Raw genomic sequence first — 17,039 nt, 5'->3', positions numbered from 1 at the left:
CGCCGATGAGGACGTCGGTGGCGCGGTTGATGCCGTCGATCAGGGAGTGGCGGCAGCCGTACTTGTTGTCGAACTTCGACTTGGTGACCGCGTCATTGACGTTGATGGCCGGGAAGAGCAGCGAGCCTTCCTGCATCATCTCGTACAGGCGGTGAACACCGGTGGTGGTCTCCTCGGTGACGCCGCGGATCTCCGACGCCAGCTGCGTCCACTTCTGGGGGCTCTCGGAGAGGGTGCGGTTCAGCACGCGGAGGATGTAGCCGTACTCCTCGCTGTCCGCGGTGGACGGGTCCGGAGCCGCGCCGGCCTTCTCGAACTCGACACCCTTGTGCACCAGGAGCGTGGCGTCGCCGCCGTCGTCCAGGATCATGTTCGGGCCGCCGGTGGGGGTGTTCGGCCAGGTCAGCGCCTGCTCCGTGCACCACCAGTACTCTTCGAGGGACTCGCCCTTCCAGGCGAAGACCGGCACACCCTGCGGGTTCTCGGGGGTGCCGTTCGGGCCGACCGCGATGGCGGCGGCCGCGTGGTCCTGGGTGGAGAAGATGTTGCACGACGCCCAGCGGACCTCGGCACCCAGCGCGACCAGCGTCTCGATGAGGACGGCGGTCTGGATCGTCATGTGCAGCGAGCCGGTGACCCGCGCGCCGGCCAGCGGCTGCGCCTCGGCGTACTCGGCACGGATCGACATCAGGCCGGGCATCTCGTGCTCGGCCAGCGTGATCTCCTTGCGGCCGTAAGCGGCCTGGGAGATGTCGGCGACCTTGAAGTCAGTTGCGGTGGTGGTCATACGGGCTGCTCCTCGCTGAATGCTTCGAGGTGGACGGGGAATTGACGCAGCCGCAGGCTGACGAGACAGCGCCCTCGAGCGGACACACCCGTCCCCTTGCAGCAGCGCATTCCGTCGGAGGCCCTCTCTCCCTCGGACGGCAACCACTTCCGCGGTGCCGCCCGACCGCCATCAGCAGCGACGTCTGGCTACAGACGAACCTACACCGGACGGCCCCGCGCTCCCCACCTCGTGCCGGTTTCGGCCAGTGGGCCGGGGCAAGAAGAGCGCGGGAAGGACAGGCCGACCGGCGGGGACATAAGGGACCAATGTCACGTCCGCCCCGGTTCCGGAATGTTGCACGATTCGATCAGGGCAGCAACACTCTTGCGGACTCGCGCCCGTTCGCGCCCGAATGGCTCAAGGAGACGATCACGTGACCAGTCCGGCCGACCCCCGCGATGCAGCGGGGACCACGACACAGCGGCTGAAGCTGCTCGCGGTGACCGCATGCCCCACCGGCATCGCTCACACGTACATGGCCGCGGAGAAGCTGGCCCAGGCCGCCGAGGCGCTCGGCATCGACATGAAAGTGGAGACGCAAGGGTCCATCGGCGCTGAGAACGTCCTGTCTGACAACGATGTCATGGCTGCCGACGGGATCATCATCGCGGCCGACAAGGACGTCGATCTCAGCCGGTTCGCCGGCAAGAGGGTGCTCTCCGTCGGGGTCTCCGAGGGCATCAGCCACCCGGAGCGGCTGATCGAGCAGGTCCGCAGCGCCCCGGTGCACGGCGGGGGCGGGCGCGGCGGCGACTCGCTCGGCGGCGCCAGTGGTGGAAGCGGGGGCGGCGGGGGCAAGCAGCGCAGCGTCGGCTACAAGGCGCTGATGAACGGCGTCTCGTACATGATCCCGTTCGTGGTGGTCGGCGGGCTGCTGATCGCCATCTCGCTGGCCCTGGGCGGGCACACCAACCCCGAGGGCGGCCTGGTCATCCCGGACGGCACCTTCTGGAAGCACGTCAACGACATCGGCGTCATCGGCTTCACGTTGATGGTCCCGATCCTGTCCGGGTACATCGCCTACGCGATCGGTGACCGGCCCGCGCTCGTCCCGGGCATGATCGGCGGCTGGATCGCCAACACCGGAGCGCTGTACGACTCCAAGGCCGGTGCGGGCTTCATCGGTGCCATCGTCACCGGCTTCCTGGCCGGCTACCTGGTGCTGTGGATCAAGAAGGTCCAGGTCCCGAAGTTCGTCCAGCCCATCATGCCGATCATCGTGATCCCCATCGTCGCGACGACCTCGCTCGGGCTGTTCTTCATCTACGTCATCGGGAAGCCGATCTCGTGGGTCTTCGAGCACCTCACCAACTTCCTGAGCGGAATGACCGGATCGAGCGCCATCCTGCTCGGCGCGATCCTCGGCCTGATGATCGCCTTCGACATGGGCGGTCCGGTCAACAAGACCGCGTTCCTCTTCGGCGCCGGCCTGATCGGTTCGGGCAATCTGACGGTCATGGGCATGTGCGCGGCCGCGATTCCCGTCATGCCGCTGGGCCAGGGTCTGGCGACCCTGCTGCGTCGCAAGCTCTACTCCGAGCAGGAGCGCGAGACCGGGATGGCGGCCCTGTTCATGGGCTGCTTCGGTATCTCGGAGGGCGCGATCCCGTTCGCCGCGGCACGGCCCGCGCAGGTCATCCCCGCGAACATGCTCGGTGGCGCGGTGGCCGGTGGCATCGCGGGCATGGCGTCGGTGAAGGACTCGGTGCCGCACGGCGGTCCCATCGTGGCGGTCCTCGGAGCGATCGGCGGGGTGCCGGTGTTCTTCCTGGCCATCGCGATCGGCACCGTGGTCACGGCGTTCACGACCAACGCGCTGATCGACATCAAGGAGCGGCGGGCCGGCGGCGCGGCGAAGTCCCTGCTGCCGCAGCAGGCGCTCGAACCGGTGCCGGCCGGCGTCGGCGCCGTCGGCGCCCCGGCAGTCGGTGCCCCGGCAGTCGTTGCCGCGGCACCCGCGCGCCAGGCACCCACCCCCGAGGTCACGGAAGTCCTCTCCGGCTATCTCACCGGGCAGACCGTCAAGGAGCGGCTCGACGCCTCCGACAAGGAGTCCGCGATCCGGGAGGTGGCGGAGATGCTGGCGACCACCGGGAAGGTCGCGGATGTCGACGCCCTGGTGGCCGTGGCGCTGGCGCGGGAGGCGCAGGGTACGACCGGCCTCGGCGAGGAGATCGCCATCCCGCACGCCAAGACGGATGCGGTGACGTCCCCGCTGGTGGGCTTCGCGCGGTCGGCCGACGGCATCGACTGGGGTTCGCTGGACGGGACGAAGGCCAAGCTGGTCTTCATGATCTCCGTACCGGAGGCGGCGGCCGGTGACGAGCATCTGCGGATCCTGGCGCAGCTGTCGCGCAAGCTGATGGACAGCGGCTTCCGGGACCGGCTGCACAAGGCCCAGGACCGGGACGCCATTCTCCAGGTGCTGGCCGAGATCGAGTAGTCCTGACAGCGGCACCGTCAGCACATAGGAGGGGCCCCGCACCGGTCGGTGCGGGGCCCCTCCTCCGTTCTTCGCGCCCTCAGTGGGGGTGCGGGTCGCCGCCCGGTGTCTGCGTCGGGTCGGGACCGGCCGCCGCGGCGGCCTCGCTGTAGATGTCGGGTTCGAGGTAGATGACGCGGGCGATCGGCACGGCCTCGCGGATCCGGACCTCGGCGGCGTCGATCGCGCGGGCGACCTCGGCGGCGGTGTCGTCGTGCTGGACGGCGATCTTCGCGGCGACCAGCAGTTCCTCCGGGCCGAGGTGGAGGGTGCGCATGTGGATGACGCCGGTGACGGTGTTCCCGTCGACGATGGCCTCGCGGATCATGGCCACCGATTCGGCGCCCGCACCCTCGCCGAGGAGCAGCGACTTGGTCTCGGCGGCGAGTACGAGGGCGATCACGATGAGCAGGATGCCGATGCAGAGGGTGCCGATGCCGTCCCAGACGCCGTCACCGGTGGCCAGCGCGATGCCGACACCGCACAGGGCGAGGACGAGCCCGACGAGCGCGCCGAAGTCCTCCAGCAGGACGACGGGCAGTTCCGGGGCCTTGGCGCGGCGGATGAAGTCGGTCCAGGAGAGCGCGCCGCGGGTCTGGTTGGACTCGATGATCGCGGTGCGGAAGGAGAAGCTCTCCGCGATGATCGCGAAGACCAGGACGCCGATCGGCCAGTACCAGTGCTCGATCTCGTGCGGGTGCTTGATCTTCTCGTAGCCCTCGTAGAGCGCGAACATGCCACCGACGCTGAACAGCACGATCGACACCAGGAAGGCGTAGATGTAGCGCTCGCGGCCGTAGCCGAACGGGTGCTCCTCGCTCGCCTCACGCTTGGCCTTCTTGCCCCCGACGAGGAGCAGCGCCTGGTTGCCCGAGTCGGCGAGGGAGTGCACGCCTTCGGCGAGCATGGACGACGATCCGCTGAACGCGAATGCCACGAACTTCGCCACGGCGATGGCGAGGTTGGCGCTCAATGCGGCGACGATCGCCTTGGTTCCGCCTGACGCGCTCATAGGTGTTGGTTCGTCCCTTCGGTCCTTCGGTCCGGCCCCCGGCCACTGGCCGGTCATTCTTGCAGGCTGCCCTGCGGACGGCGCGTCAGGCCACCACTGTGGCGCGGAAGACGGTCCCTCCGGTGGTGCTTCCGGTCGGGCTCCCGGCCGTGCTTCCGGTGCCGCTTCCGCCGGTGCCCCCGATGCCGCCGGCGATGCTGCCCGGGCACGTCAGTTCCACCCGTTCACCCGCCGGGACGAAGGCGGACTCGCCGCGCTCCAGCGTCAGCTCACCGTGCGGGGAGCGCAGCAGCGCGGCGCCGTCGGTGCAGAGCAGGATCTGCGGGGTGCGGGCGTCGGGGGTGCGGGCCTCGCCGCCGGGGGCGAGGACGTAGCGCGAGAGCCGGAACTCGTCGATGGGCGTCTCGTAGACCTCTTCGCCGTTCGAGGAGACCTCGGGGCGCAGGACGCCCGGGTCGGTGGCCTCGAAGCGGACGACGCGGAGCAGTTCCGGGACGTCCACGTGCTTGGGGGTCAGGCCGCAGCGCAGCACGTTGTCGGAGTTGGCCATGATCTCGACGCCGAGGCCGTCGAGGTAGGCGTGCGGGACGCCGGCGCCGAGGTAGAGGGCTTCGCCGGGCTGCAGCGTCACGTGGTTGAGGAGCATGGCGGCGATGACGCCCGGGTCGCCGGGGAAGCTGTGGGCCGTGGTGGCGTAGGCGGCGAAGTCGGCCGCGTGCGGGCCGTCCTGTTCGGCGAGCCGGGCGGCGGCCTGGGCGGCCTCGTCGACCGTTTCGGCCATCGCGTCGCGGTCGGCGGTCAGTACGGCGGCGAGGACCTCGCGCAGCGCGTCGGTCTCGGGCCGGGCGCGCAGGATGTCCGCGTACGGCTTCAGCGAGTCCACGCCGAGGGCTTCGAGGAGTTCGGCGGCCTCGGCGGGGTGCCGGAAACCGCACAGCCCGTCGAAGGGGGTGAGCGCGACGATGGCCTCGGGCTTGTGGTTCGCGTCCTTGTAGTTGCGGTGCGGGGCGTCGACGGGGATGCCGCGCGCCTCCTCGTCCGCGAAGCCCGCCCGTGCCTGGGCCAGGTCGGGGTGGACCTGGAGCGACAGGGGTGCGCCGGCCGCGAGGATCTTGAACAGGAACGGCAGCCGGGGGCCGAAGCGCAGCACGGCCGGCTCGCCGAGCTCGGCGAGCGGATCGGCGTCGATCGCCTCGTTCAGCGGGACCGGTCCCGCGCCCCGGTCGATCCGGGAGGGTGCTCCCGGATGCGCGCCCATCCACAGTTCGGCCTGCGGCTCGCCGGTGGGGGCGGTGCCGAGCAGTTCGGGGATGGCGGTGGTGGAGCCCCAGGCGTAGGGACGCACGGTGTTGGTCAGACGGTCCATGGCGTCATGATCTCTCGGCAGAGGCGACGGCGAGGTAAACCGAGGCGAAATCTGTCAGGGCGAGCAGCTCGGCGGTGGTCTCCAGGACCCCGCCGTCGCCCGCGGCGATCTCGCTCAGCGGGGTGTCGTGGGCGTAGGCCAGCTCACGGGCGGCGGGCGCGGACACGGCCTGCTGTCCGGCGGCCTCCCGCAGCAGGACGACGCGCAGCCGCAGGGCCTGGTGGTCCTCGACGCGGTCGCGGAAGAAGTCGTCGGGGTCCGCCCCGGGCGAGAGGGTTCCAGCGAGCAGCGCGCCGTGGGCCGCAAGCGCCTCGGGCAGTTCGGCGGCGAGCGCCGGGCGGCCGGTCCTGGTGGCGAGGACGGCGGCGAACCGGCGGGCGGCCGGGGCCGCGTTCGGTCCGGTGCTCCACAGCAGCGGCAGGGCGTCGGCCAGTTCGGTGGCCAGCGTCTTGGCGGGGTTGTTGTACGTCGCGATGGCCGGTCCGCAGCGGGCGGCGACCTCGTCGAGCCGGTCGGCCACGGCCTGCACGGCGGTCGGCGGGGCGGTGAACAGCCCGATGCGGTCGGCGAGCGTGAGCAGCGGGGTGAGCAGCGCCCACAGCGCGCCGGGGTCCTCGGCGGGGACACCGGACGGTCCGGTGGGAAGCGGCGACGCGGGCCCGGCGAACGGGATCGTCATGCCGCGCGCCTGCTCCAGCGCCTCGGCGAGGGGCGACCTTGCGGGCGCCACGGCGGCGACGGTGCAGCCGCGCCGGTAGGCCTGCTCGACGAGGCCGACGAGGCCGGCCTCCCGGCCGCTCGCGGTGGTGAGCAGCACCAGGTCGAGCGGGCCGGTCCAGCCGGGGAGCGTCCACTGCGGTTCGTACGGGGTCGGTCCGGCCGACCGCAGCGGTATGACGGGGCAGCTGCCGGCACCGAGCGCGCCGAGCACATCGGCCACGGCCGCGGCTTCCGGGCCGGAGCCGGCGACCAGCACGGTGCGCGGCCGGCCGTCGGGGCGCAGGTCCTGGACGCCCGCCTCCTGCGTGAGCCGCGCGGCGGTCCGCACGCGGGCGCCGGCGGCCGCGGCGCCGAGCAGCAGCCCGCGGGTGTCGGCGCGGGCGAGGGCGTCGGGGTCGTCAAGCAGCGACTCGTCGAGCATCGGGACCTCCGGGTCCTGGTCCGTCACCCCGGGCACGTCCTGCCCGGGAGGTCACGGGTCCCCGTCCCGGGGGCCCGGTCAGGCCGTATCGGCCGTCAGGCCCTTCAGGCGGGGCGGCGGGCCTCGTCGATGAGCAGGACGGGGATCTCGTCGCGTACCGGGTAGGCGAGGCCGCAGCTGTCCGAGGTGCACACGAGCTCGTTCGCTTCGATGTCCTCCCGGAGCGGGGCGTGGCACGCCGGGCAGGCGAGGATCTCCAGGAGGCTGGCTTCGACGAGCGACATGGTGGCGAGTCCTTCGGACGGCGTGGTTCGGACGATGGTTTCGACAGCGGCGTTCCGGTGCCGCGGTGGCGGCGTACCGCGTGATCAGCCTAACGCCGGGGCGGTGCCGTGTGGGGCCGCGTCAGGCCCGGATGACGGCGAGGGCTTCGTCGCGGACGCGGTCGACGGTGGCCGCGTCGCGCGCCTCGACGTTGAGGCGGAGCAGCGGCTCGGTGTTGGAGGCGCGGACGTTGAACCACCAGTCGGCCGTGGTGACCGTGAGGCCGTCGAGTTCGTCGAGGGTGACGCCCGGCCGGCTCTCGTACGTGGCGCGGATCGCGGCCACCCGGCCGGCCTGGTCGGCGACGGTGCTGTTGATCTCGCCGGAGGCGGCGTAGCGGTCGTACTCGGCGACCAGCTCGGAGAGCGTCCCGTCCTGGGCGCCGAGCGCGGCCAGCACGTGCAGGGCGGCGAGCATGCCGGTGTCGGCGTTCCAGAACTCGCGGAAGTAGTAGTGCGCGGAGTGCTCGCCGCCGAAGATCGCACCGGTGCGGGCCATCTCCTGCTTGATGAAGGAGTGGCCGACGCGGGTGCGCACCGCCTTGCCGCCGTGCTCCGCGACGACCTCGGGCACGGACCAGGACGTGATCAGGTTGTGGATGATCGTGCCGCCGGGGTGCTTGGCCAGCTCACGGGCCGCGACCAGGGCGGTGATCGCCGAGGGCGGCACCGGCTCGCCGCGCTCGTCGACCGCGAAGCAGCGGTCGGCGTCACCGTCGAAGGCCAGCCCCAGGTCGGCGCCGGTCTCCAGGACCTTCGCCTGCAGGTCGACCAGGTTCTTCGGGTCGAGCGGGTTCGCCTCGTGGTTGGGGAACGTGCCGTCGAGCTCGAAGTAGAGCGGCACGAGTTCCAGCGGCAGCCCGGCGAAGACGGTGGGAACGGTGTGACCGCCCATCCCGTTGCCCGCGTCGACCACGACCTTCAGCCGGCGGATCGCACCGAGGTCGACCAGGCCCCGCAGATAGCCGGCGTAGTCGGCGAGCACGTCCCGCTGGGTGATCACTCCCGTGGTGGCGGCGGGCTCCGGCGCTCCCTGCTCGCTCCACCGCTCGGCCAGCACGCGGATGTCGGCCAGGCCGGTGTTCTGGCCCACGGGGGCCGCGCCCTTGTGGCACATCTTGATGCCGTTGTACTGCGCGGGGTTGTGGCTGGCGGTGAACATCGCGCCGGGCAGGTCCAGTTGGCCGCTGGCGAAGTACAGCTCGTCCGTCGAGCACAGGCCGATCTCGGTGACGGACGCGCCGCGGGCGGCGGCGCCGCGCGCGAAGGCGCGGGACAGTCCGGGCGAGGAGGGGCGCATGTCATGGCCGACGACGATCGCGTCGGCCGCGGTGACGGTGACGAAGGCGGCGCCGAAGAGCTCGGCGAGCGGTTCGTCCCACTGGTCCGGGACCACGCCGCGAATGTCGTAGGCCTTGATGATCTGCGACAAGTCGGACACAGCACACCCCTGTTGAACAGCGCCGGACGGCGACGCGCGGAAAACTCCCGCTCAACCTACCCCGGCGGGGTGATCGGTCCGGTCAGGGCTCCGGGGAGCGCAGCACCCTCAGATGACCCCTGCGGGCGACCTCCCTGGGGTCCGCCTCCCGGCCCCGGGAGCCGTTCGCGGGGCGCTCCGGCGGGCGGGCCGCCTCGCGCACCGCGTTGGCGAGCGCTTCGAGATCGTCACCGCTGGGGAGGACGGGACCGCTGTCCACGGCGAGCCGGACGACCTCCCAGCCGCGCGGGGCGGTGAGGCGCTCGGAGTGCTCGTGGCAGAGGTCGTAGCAGTGCGGCTCGGCGTAGGTCGCGAGCGGGCCGAGTACGGCGGTCGAGTCCGCATAGACGTACGTCAGCGTCGCGACGGCGGGTCGGCCGCAAGCGGTCCGCGAACAGCGACGTACAGGGCTCACGACGTTGGACGCTACCGCACTCTTGAGCGGGCCGCGACGACTCTCCATGACCTCACCCTGTCGTGTCGTCCCGGTTCGCCGGGAACGCCTGATAACCGTGATCACGGGCTGACCTGCGGGGAGAGGCCTGCGGGAAGGTTTCCTCCCGGCGATCCGGCCCTGGCCCGGCCCTCGCTCGGCCCAGGCACGGCCCGGATGCAGCTCCGCCTCCACTCCCCGCCCGGCCCCGGCTCGGCCCCGCCTCGCCACGGTGGACACTCCCGGACCGCGTGTCATGCGGCGCCCTATGAGAGCCGCGGCGGATGGCGCGCCACCCGGCGTCCGCGGTGTACCGGGGCCCCGGGAGGACTAGGCTCAAAGGCGATGGACAGCCCCGTACCTCCCTCTCCAGACCCCCGTCCGCGTCGTCGCGACCGCCATGGCCGCGGCATGCGCGGACCCATCGCGCCCCCGCAGGTGCCGCTCGCGCTCACGCGCGCCGACGCCTTCGACGATCTCGTACGGGACGCCGCCGACCGGCTGGAGAGGCGCTGGCCGCAGCTGGCCGACGTCGAGTTCGCCGTGCAGGAGGTGCCGCTCGTCTCCGACGAGGGGAAACCGGCGACGCCGGACGACTCCGCCGACGGCAGTGTGCCGCTCGGCCGGCTGATCAGCGGCCGCAAGGACGCACCGAACCGCATCGTGGTCTACCGCCGCCCGGTGGAGATCCGGGCCAAGAGCCACGACGAGCGGGCGATGCTCGTGCACGAGGTCGTCGTCGAGCAGGTGGCCGAGCTGCTGGGACTCTCCCCGGAGAACGTGGACCCCAAGTACGGGCAGGAATAGGCCCGGCCGGGCACGCGCCCGGCCGGACAGCCCCTGAGCGTCAGCGTTCGACGAGCATCCGGGGATCGTCAGTCGTCAAGGATCGTCAGGTCCGGCTGGACCTTCGGGACCACGACCGTGCCCCGGTCGTCCGGCATCGGCTGGATGGTGAACATCGGGATGCCGTTGAGCGGCAGCGACAGCATGCGCGAGGCGTAGACCGGTCCGCCGGAGACCGGCTCGACGGTCACCGCGAAGGCGCCCTTGCCCGACGAGGGCGCGGGCGGTTCCATCGCCAGGGTGGTGCCGGCCTTGATGGTGACGTTCTTGCTGACCGGTGCTCCGCCGTCGGTGGCCGCCGAGGTGGTGACCTTCACGACGGCCTCCTTGTCGGGTGCGACCAGGGACAGCGTCGACGCCTTGATCCGGTTGTCGGCGACGGTGGCCCGTTCGTCGATCTTCGGGGTGGCCGGCAGGAAGGCCGTCTCCTGCTTGGCACCGGTGCCGCGGGTGACGCGCAGGGCGGCGACGATCGGCGCGGCCGCGTGCGCGTCGCTCGCGGTCAGCAGCAGGGACCCGGCCTCGCCCTTGGTGACGTCCCCGAGCTCGATCGTGGTCGTCATACCGCTCTTGACGTGCAGCGTCTCGTGTCCGGCCGGGGTGATCGAGCCGGTCGGGGCGGCGAGCCGCACTTTCAGGTCCGCGTCGTCCTGGCCGGTGGCGTACGCGACGAGCTGTACGGACGTGGCGTCGGCGGGGATGCCGGGGAAGACCAGGCTCGGGGCCGGATCCGCGGCGGCGGGCAGCCAGTCCGCGCCGGCCTTGCCGTCCACGGCCTGGACGGCCGCGCCGACCCGGCCGCTGCGGACGGTGACATGCACGGTCAGGTCCGGGACCTTCTCCGTGATGAGGGTGGAGAGCAGGATCGACGTGCTGCCCTGCGACGGGACGGAGACCCCGTCGCCGGTCGTGGCCTTCAGCGCGCCGTCCTTGCCGAACAGTTCGACGTCGACGACGGCGTCCAGGTCGTCGGGGTTCACCAGGTGCAGGAAGTCCTGGCGGTCGGCGGCGGTGCTCGCCGCCGGGAACCAGAACTCGCTGTCCGGGGCCACGCAGGACGTGCCGAGCACGGCACGGCCGGGACCCGCGCCGACCACGGTGGTCTGCTGAACGCTCCAGCCGGGCGCCAGACCGCCTTCGGCGGTGCCGATCAGCGCCGGGCTGTCGGCCTTCTCCACCTTGGCCGTGACGGGCACACCCGGCTCCGTGAGCGGAGCGAGCGCCTTGGCCTTGGCGCTCGCGTCTCCGGTGGCGGGCAGCAGCCGGGCGGTGCCCTGCTTGCCCGTCTGGGCGCCCTTGGGCGTGAACGAGGTGTACGTGGTGGACGCCAGCTCGGAGGCCGACGGCGCCGGGCAGACCAGCGCCGACCGCTGCACGGGCTGCCGGGCGGCGGAGCCCACGGGCGCGGCGGCCGGGTCGCCGGCTCCGGTGAGCACGGGCGCGGCGGCCGGGTCGCCGGCTCCGGTGAGCACGGCCGCGCCGGTGAGGGCGGCGAGTGCTGCGGTCGCTCCCGCCAGGGAGATGATGCTGCGGTTCACTGACTTTCACCTCGCGGTGTTGCCCGGGGCCGGCCGGTCGGCCTGGTCACGGCCGGCGTGACGTGCGTGACGTACCTGGTGTGGGGGACCCGGCGGACGGGTGCTTCGGTGCCGCCGGGTCACGGTGCTCAGGGCTGCCGGCTGCCCCCGTCGCGGTGCTGGTCGCCGTCGGTGTAGTACCCGTTGCCGTCGTCGTCCTGCCGGTACGGGTCGTAGGCCGGCGGCGGCTGCTGGCCGTAGGTGTACGGATCGGCGTAGCCGCCGTTGTTCTGGTCGTAGCCGCCGTTTTGGTTCTGCTGCTGGCCGTAGCCGTTGTTCTGCTGGTCGTAGCCGCTGTTCTGGTCGTAGCCGCCGGGGTCCGCGGGGGCGGCGTACTGGTAGCCGTCCCACTGCCGGCCGTACGGATCCTGTTGCGGGACGGCGGCGTACGGGTCGCCACCCGGGTCGACCGGTTCGGGCGCCGCGTACGGGTCGTACTGGTCCGGGATCGCCGCGGCCGGGGATTCGGCCGGGGCCGTCCCGTCCGGGTCGCTCCCGTCGTCGGGGCCCGCCACGGCGGCGGCCTCGGCGTCCGCGGCGGCCTGGAGGCGGCGGGCGCGCCGGCCCTCGCCGGACGCCTGCGCCGGGATCCCGGAGGCGGACATGTCCGCGGCGACCGCTTCCTGCTCCGGCAGGTCGTCGTCGATCTGCCGGCGGCGGCCGGGCAGCGCCAGGACGACCACCACGAGCAGGAGGAAGCCCTGCGCCCACAGCCAGCCGGTGTGGGTGACCGGGTCCTGGTACGTGACGTCGAGCCGGCCGCCGTCCGTGGGCAGTTCGAAGCCCTGCGCCCACTCGTCGACCTTGGTGGCCTTGAGCGGCCGGCCGTCGAGGGTCGCCTGCCAGCCGGCGGAGGCCGCGTCGGCGAGGCGCAGGACGCGTCCCGCGCCGCCGGCCGGGATCTTGGCGTGCGCCTCGACCCGCCAGGCCGGGACGGGCTCCGGCGGTGCGTCCTTGCTGACGATGGCCATCCGGGACACGGCGGTGTCGACGCGCCACAGCGCGCTGCCGTCGGCCTGGCTGACGCGCGTCAGGCCCGGGGTGCTGTCGAGCACCCGGCCCATCTCGCGCGGGGCGCCGGGTTGTACGAGGACGTAGCGGACGGCGTAGCCGGTGAGGCGGGTCGCCTGGTCGGCGCCGGAGCCTGCCACGAGGTTGGCGACGGTGTCGTCCAGGCGGCTGTCGCGGCCCGCCTCGGCGGCGAGTTCCGCGTCGCCCAGCCGCGCGCCGGCGCCACGGACCAGGACGTACGAGACGCCCGTCGGCTTGCCGTCGAGCACCAGGGTGCGGGCCTGGTCGCTGCTGCTGCTCTCCTCCGCGACGAACGCGGGGACCTGCACCGGGTCATGGCGCTTGAGCGGTCCGTTGGCGCCGTCCGAGACCCAGGTGAAGGCGGCCAGCAGCGGAGCCGCGGCGGCGGCCAGGGCGATCAGCGCTGCGACGGGCTGCCGCCAGCCGAAGCCCTTGGCGGCGATGCGGTCCTTGGCGCCCTCGGCGCCGATCGCGGCGGCCGACAGCAGCGCGAGGCCGTAGACGAGGGTGGCGGGGCCGGCCCACGCCTCGCCGTTCTCCAGGATGGCGAAGAGCAGCCCGGTCAGCGCGACCGCCCAGGCGGTGAGGACCGCCAGCCGGCGTTCGGAGCGCATCAGGGCGGCGAGCGCGGCCAGGACGAGGCCGATGAGCAGCAGTCCGCCGGAGCCGTTCGGCCCGCCGGGGCTGATCATCAGCAGGTCGACGGCGGAGGCGGCCTTGATGCCGTAGGGCAGGCCGGCCTCGTGCAGGAAGCGTCCGGGGTGCGTGAGCAGCGACAGCGACCAGGGCGCGAGGAGGACGACCGGGGTGACGATCAGCGCCGCGAAGCGCAGCAGGTGCGGAACGAGCAGCCGCTGTTGGCCGCTCACCACGCGCAGCGCGAGCACGCCCGCGCACAGCACCAGGGCGACCGGCCAGACGAGCGGGGTGAACGCGGTCGTGAAGGTGAGCATCAGGGCGAGTGCCCAGGTGGCGCGCCAGCTGGGCCGGGCGCCGCGCTCGATGGCGCCGTGGGTCAGCTGCAGTCCGGCGGTGGCGATCGCGGTGCGGGCCATCAGCGGCAGCAGGATCGCGAGGACCGCGGTGCCGATCCGGCCGCCGGCCAGCGCTCCGGTGGCGGCGGGCAGGAACGCGTAGGCGACGCTGGCCCAGGCGCGCAGCAGGCGGGACCCGACCAGCGGCCGGGACGCGAAGTACGCGGTGACGCCGGCCAGCGGGACGGAGGCGACCAGCAGCACCGTCAGGGTGAGCCCGGTGCTGCCGAACAGGATGGTCGAGAAGAGCGCCAGGACCGCGAGGTAGGGCGGGGCGGGCTGGGTGCCGCCGGTGCCCAGGGCGTGCCAGGCGCCGCTGTACGAGGCCCAGAGGTCGGAGGCGCCGGGGGCGGCGGGCAGCAGTGCGCCGCCGAGCAGCGAGCCGGAGCCGAGCAGCGAGCGGCAGGCGGCCAGCGAGACGAGCAGCAGTACGGCGAAGAGCATCGGTCCCGGTTTGCGGGCGATGCGCTTGAGCCGGGCGAACTGCTCGACCTCGATGTACTCGCCGTCCTCGTCACCGGGCCCGGACTCGATGCCGCCGCCGTGCCGGCCGGCGGCCGCGGCCGCGGCCTCGGTGCGTCCGGAGAAGTTGCTGACGACCTGGTCGACGGTGGCCCGCACGGTCGCGCCCGGCGGTGGGAAGAGCGGCCGCAGTTCGGACGGCGGGACGGCGCCCTGGCCGCGGCGGCGGCGCGCGCCGAGCACCCGGCCGGGACGCACCAGTACGCGCAGCAGCCCGACGATCTCGTCGACGGCCTGTACCGGCACCTTGCCGACGAGGTAGGCGAGCGTGCGCAGCAGGGTGCCGAGGACGATCCGCAGCATCACGTAGGGCAGCAGCGGACCGCGGGTGTTGGCCAGCAGCGTGTAGACGGCGCCGGCCTTGTCGACACGGTGCGGGTTGACGGCGGAGCGGCCGGCGCAGTCCACCGGGCGGCGTTCGCGGGAGGCTGCCTCGGCATGCCGCATCACGGCGTCCGGGGCGACCAGGACGGTGTGGCCGGCGGCCTGGGCGCGCCAGCAGAAGTCGACGTCGTCACGCATGAGCGGCACATGGCGGTCGAAGCCGCCGAGCTCGTCCCACACGTCCCGGCGGACCAGCATGCCGGCGCTGGACACGGACAGGACCTGACGGATCTGGTCGTGCTGTCCCTGGTCCTGTTCGCGGCGTTCCAGCCCGGTCCAGCGGCGGCCGCTGCGGGCGATGCTGACCCCGACCTCCAGCAGCTGCCGGGCGTCGTACCAGCTGAGCAGCTTGGGGCCGATGACCGCCGCGGAGGGCGAGGAGTCGGCGGTGCGCAGCAGGGCGGCCAGCGCGCCGGGTTCCGGCTCGCAGTCGTCGTGCAGCAGCCAGAGCCATTCGACCGGCTCGCCGTGCGGGTGGTCGGGCTCGTCGTACGCGTCGTCGTTCCAGCTGCGGCTGACGGGGTCCCATCCGCTGGCGCGCTGGAGATAGGGCAGCTGCTCGGCGGTGAGCCGGCCGGCGGCGCGGGCCGCCTCGTCCACGGCCGCGCCGAAGCTGGTGCGGCGGGCGAGGTGGAGCACCCGCTGGGCACCGAGGGAGCCGGCGAGGAGCTGGGCGGATTCGTCGGCGCTGCCGGTGTCGGCCGCGATGACGTCCTGGACCGGACGGTCCTGGGCAAGGAGGCCCGAGAGCGCGTTGGGCAGCCACCGGGCACCGTCGTGCGCGACGAGCACGGCGGTGACGACATGGCGCGGCAACTCTGGGGCGGCCGGGAAAAAGGCCGACGCTTGGCTGTTCACGGACATCCGGTTCGGGCCCCGGTTCGCTGGACTGCGGTGGACGCTGTGACCACTGGGGTGGACGGCGCGCCTCGGACGGGCCCCCACACTAACGGCTCACGCCCCCGGCCCTTCCCGGCGCCTGTGGATAACTGCCGGTACACCGCTGCGGGACACCGCAACCGGACACAACAACGGCCCGCCTCCCGGCGGATGAGACCGGGAGGCGGGCCGTGCGAACCCTGTGCGGTGGGCGGGTCTCAGACCACGCCCTTCTTGAGACGTCGTCGTTCGCGTTCCGACAGTCCGCCCCAGATTCCGAAGCGTTCGTCGTTGGCGAGTGCGTAGTCGAGGCAGTCGGAGCGGACTTCGCAGGCGAGACAGACCTTTTTCGCCTCGCGAGTGGATCCGCCCTTTTCGGGGAAGAACGATTCGGGATCGGTCTGCGCACACAGCGCGCGCTCCTGCCACCCGAGTTCCTCGTCAGCCTCCTCGGCCAGCAGAAGCTGGAACTGCTCGGTCATGCGCGCCCCTCGTCTGTCTTTGCTTCCCCGTGATGTTGCCGTTACCAGTAGCGGCTGAACGACACGAGTGAAATTACAAGTGTGCCGATACGGGCCAGTCAAGCCGAGATCTGCTATTGGGTCCGTTATTCACTCCGCTGAACCAAGGGTTGGCAGAAAGTGTGGAAATCATCCCAAACGCCAGCATCTGTCAACCCTGCTCCAGTTGATCCACCGTGATCCACTGCCCGCACCTCGTCAGACGTCACAGCGCCTGGCCACGTTCCGCCTCGCGGAATGAAGCGTTGTGGATCACAATCCGGCCACGGGGTCGCGGCGGCGCCGAGAAGGACGACGCTCCCATGTGCGGTTGCTGCGCCACCTATCCGCACATCTCTCCGCACAAACCTTTCACCACCCCGCTCGACCGGTTCAGGTGAAAGATTTCCGACATAACGGACAAGAGGTTGACAAGCCGTCCCAGAGACCGGTCTCCTATACCCATGCCAGCAGTGACCCATGCGCCCTTCCGGACTCGCCGCCGCGAGTCCCACCGCGCTGTGCCGGTCCGCTGTCGCCGTTCCTGTTGTTGCCGCTGAGTCCTGATTCCTGGACCACTGAGCGCTCTCTTCTGATCGCTCGGTGTCGCGTCCGCCGCCCTCCGCAGCTTCCGGCAAGGAACCTCCGCACATGTACAGCGATGTCTCGATCGCCGGCGACCCGCTCGCCCTCCCCCACCTGCTTCCCCCGGTGCCCCAGCACCCCAGCACCGTCGCCGAGTTCGCCGGCCTGGCCCGTTCCATCGCGGCCGACCGCGCCCGGTGGGCGCCGCTGGTCCGCTACGACGCCACCACGCGCTGGTACGCCCGGCTGCAGACCGGCCCCGGCTACGAGGTGTGGCTGCTCAGCTGGGTACCCGGGCAGAGCAGCGGGCTGCACGACCACGGCCGCTCCTCCGGTGTGCTCACCGTCCTGCAGGGCGAGCTGACCGAGCGCGCGCTGTCCGCCGGCTCGGGCGAGGTCCGGCGCACCCTGGTGCCGGGCGGCCAGCGCACCTTCGCGCCCGGCTACCTCCACGAGGTCGTCAACGACTCCCTGGAACCGGCCGTCAGCCTGCACGTCTACTTCCCCGGCCTCACCGAGATGACCCCCTACGCCGCCTGCACCGCGCCCTCCGCGCAGGAGCCGGCGCAGGAGTCCGTGCGGGGCTGACGGACCGGGCTGACAGACTGTCCCCC

General features: G+C 72.3%; 12 protein-coding genes and 1 pseudogene. 3 read left to right on the top strand and 10 right to left on the bottom strand.

The window, feature by feature from the left end; genetic code table 11:
• On the bottom strand, positions 1-787 hold a 787-nt coding region (locus G3I60_RS40300; protein WP_164608449.1), incomplete at its 3' end, for an adenosylhomocysteinase.
• Positions 788-1,202: 415 nt separating this feature from the next.
• Here G3I60_RS40300 and G3I60_RS40295 point away from each other — a divergent pair.
• Entirely contained in the window at positions 1,203-3,272 is a 2,070-nt protein-coding gene (locus tag G3I60_RS40295; protein ID WP_164608448.1) for a fructose-specific PTS transporter subunit EIIC, read from the top strand.
• A 79-nt stretch (positions 3,273-3,351) separates the two neighbouring features.
• Here the strand turns inward: G3I60_RS40295 and G3I60_RS40290 are convergent, their stop codons facing one another.
• The 6 genes and pseudogenes from G3I60_RS40290 to G3I60_RS40265 form a co-directional block, all read right to left on the bottom strand.
• Positions 3,352-4,323 (bottom strand): cation diffusion facilitator family transporter, encoded by a 972-nt coding sequence (locus G3I60_RS40290; protein ID WP_138357884.1) that lies wholly within the window; start codon positions 4,321-4,323, stop codon positions 3,352-3,354.
• A gap of 211 nt (positions 4,324-4,534) precedes the next feature.
• Positions 4,535-5,689, bottom strand: a pseudogene (gene manA, locus G3I60_RS40285) (mannose-6-phosphate isomerase, class I); the annotation flags it as partial.
• 4 nt (positions 5,690-5,693) lie between these two features.
• Positions 5,694-6,830: an SIS domain-containing protein gene (locus G3I60_RS40280; RefSeq protein ID WP_164298732.1), complete on the bottom strand. Its 1,137-nt coding sequence runs from the start codon at positions 6,828-6,830 to the stop codon at positions 5,694-5,696.
• A 104-nt stretch (positions 6,831-6,934) separates the two neighbouring features.
• Entirely contained in the window at positions 6,935-7,114 is a 180-nt protein-coding gene (locus G3I60_RS40275; protein WP_138357880.1) for a Trm112 family protein, read from the bottom strand.
• Between the two features lie 121 nt (positions 7,115-7,235).
• Positions 7,236-8,594: a phosphomannomutase/phosphoglucomutase gene (locus tag G3I60_RS40270; protein WP_164298721.1), complete on the bottom strand. Its 1,359-nt coding sequence runs from the start codon at positions 8,592-8,594 to the stop codon at positions 7,236-7,238.
• An 82-nt stretch (positions 8,595-8,676) separates the two neighbouring features.
• Positions 8,677-9,096 (bottom strand): DUF3499 domain-containing protein, encoded by a 420-nt coding sequence (locus G3I60_RS40265; protein ID WP_138357876.1) that lies wholly within the window; start codon positions 9,094-9,096, stop codon positions 8,677-8,679.
• Positions 9,097-9,411: 315 nt separating this feature from the next.
• Here G3I60_RS40265 and G3I60_RS40260 point away from each other — a divergent pair, with 315 nt between their 5' ends.
• Positions 9,412-9,873, top strand: coding sequence for a metallopeptidase family protein (locus G3I60_RS40260; protein ID WP_138357874.1), 462 nt, complete (start codon positions 9,412-9,414; stop codon positions 9,871-9,873).
• Between the two features lie 68 nt (positions 9,874-9,941).
• Here the strand turns inward: G3I60_RS40260 and G3I60_RS40255 are convergent, their stop codons facing one another.
• The 3 genes from G3I60_RS40255 to G3I60_RS40245 all read right to left on the bottom strand — a co-directional run bounded on the left by G3I60_RS40255 (position 9,942) and on the right by G3I60_RS40245 (position 15,822).
• Positions 9,942-11,450: a DUF5719 family protein gene (locus G3I60_RS40255; RefSeq protein WP_164608446.1), complete on the bottom strand. Its 1,509-nt coding sequence runs from the start codon at positions 11,448-11,450 to the stop codon at positions 9,942-9,944.
• Positions 11,451-11,578: 128 nt separating this feature from the next.
• Entirely contained in the window at positions 11,579-15,325 is a 3,747-nt protein-coding gene (locus G3I60_RS40250; protein WP_164298718.1) for a glycosyltransferase family 2 protein, read from the bottom strand.
• A 233-nt stretch (positions 15,326-15,558) separates the two neighbouring features.
• Positions 15,559-15,822 (bottom strand): WhiB family transcriptional regulator, encoded by a 264-nt coding sequence (locus tag G3I60_RS40245; RefSeq protein ID WP_093737255.1) that lies wholly within the window; start codon positions 15,820-15,822, stop codon positions 15,559-15,561.
• A gap of 669 nt (positions 15,823-16,491) precedes the next feature.
• On the opposite strand from G3I60_RS40245, the gene G3I60_RS40240 reads away from it, so the two are divergent.
• Complete coding sequence (locus tag G3I60_RS40240) at positions 16,492-17,013, top strand: cysteine dioxygenase family protein (protein WP_138357868.1); 522 nt, start codon at positions 16,492-16,494, stop codon at positions 17,011-17,013.
• The last annotated feature ends 26 nt before the right edge of the window (positions 17,014-17,039 follow it).

It is taken from the genome of Streptomyces sp. SID13666, from assembly GCF_010548325.1.
Lineage (GTDB): Bacteria > Actinomycetota > Actinomycetes > Streptomycetales > Streptomycetaceae > Actinacidiphila > Actinacidiphila fildesensis.
Note: the sequence above shows the minus strand (reverse complement) of the source record. Positions and strands in the feature narration are given on the sequence as shown.

Coding starts and splice junctions, on each gene's coding strand:
- G3I60_RS40290 (WP_138357884.1), bottom strand. CDS start 4,323: ATGAGCGCGTCAGGCGGAACCAAGGCGATCGTCGCCGCATTGAGCGCC.
- G3I60_RS40280 (WP_164298732.1), bottom strand. CDS start 6,830: ATGCTCGACGAGTCGCTGCTTGACGACCCCGACGCCCTCGCCCGCGCC.
- G3I60_RS40275 (WP_138357880.1), bottom strand. CDS start 7,114: ATGTCGCTCGTCGAAGCCAGCCTCCTGGAGATCCTCGCCTGCCCGGCG.
- G3I60_RS40265 (WP_138357876.1), bottom strand. CDS start 9,096: ATGGAGAGTCGTCGCGGCCCGCTCAAGAGTGCGGTAGCGTCCAACGTC.
- G3I60_RS40260 (WP_138357874.1), top strand. CDS start 9,412: ATGGACAGCCCCGTACCTCCCTCTCCAGACCCCCGTCCGCGTCGTCGC.
- G3I60_RS40250 (WP_164298718.1), bottom strand. CDS start 15,325: ATGTCCGTGAACAGCCAAGCGTCGGCCTTTTTCCCGGCCGCCCCAGAG.
- G3I60_RS40245 (WP_093737255.1), bottom strand. CDS start 15,822: ATGACCGAGCAGTTCCAGCTTCTGCTGGCCGAGGAGGCTGACGAGGAA.
- G3I60_RS40240 (WP_138357868.1), top strand. CDS start 16,492: ATGTACAGCGATGTCTCGATCGCCGGCGACCCGCTCGCCCTCCCCCAC.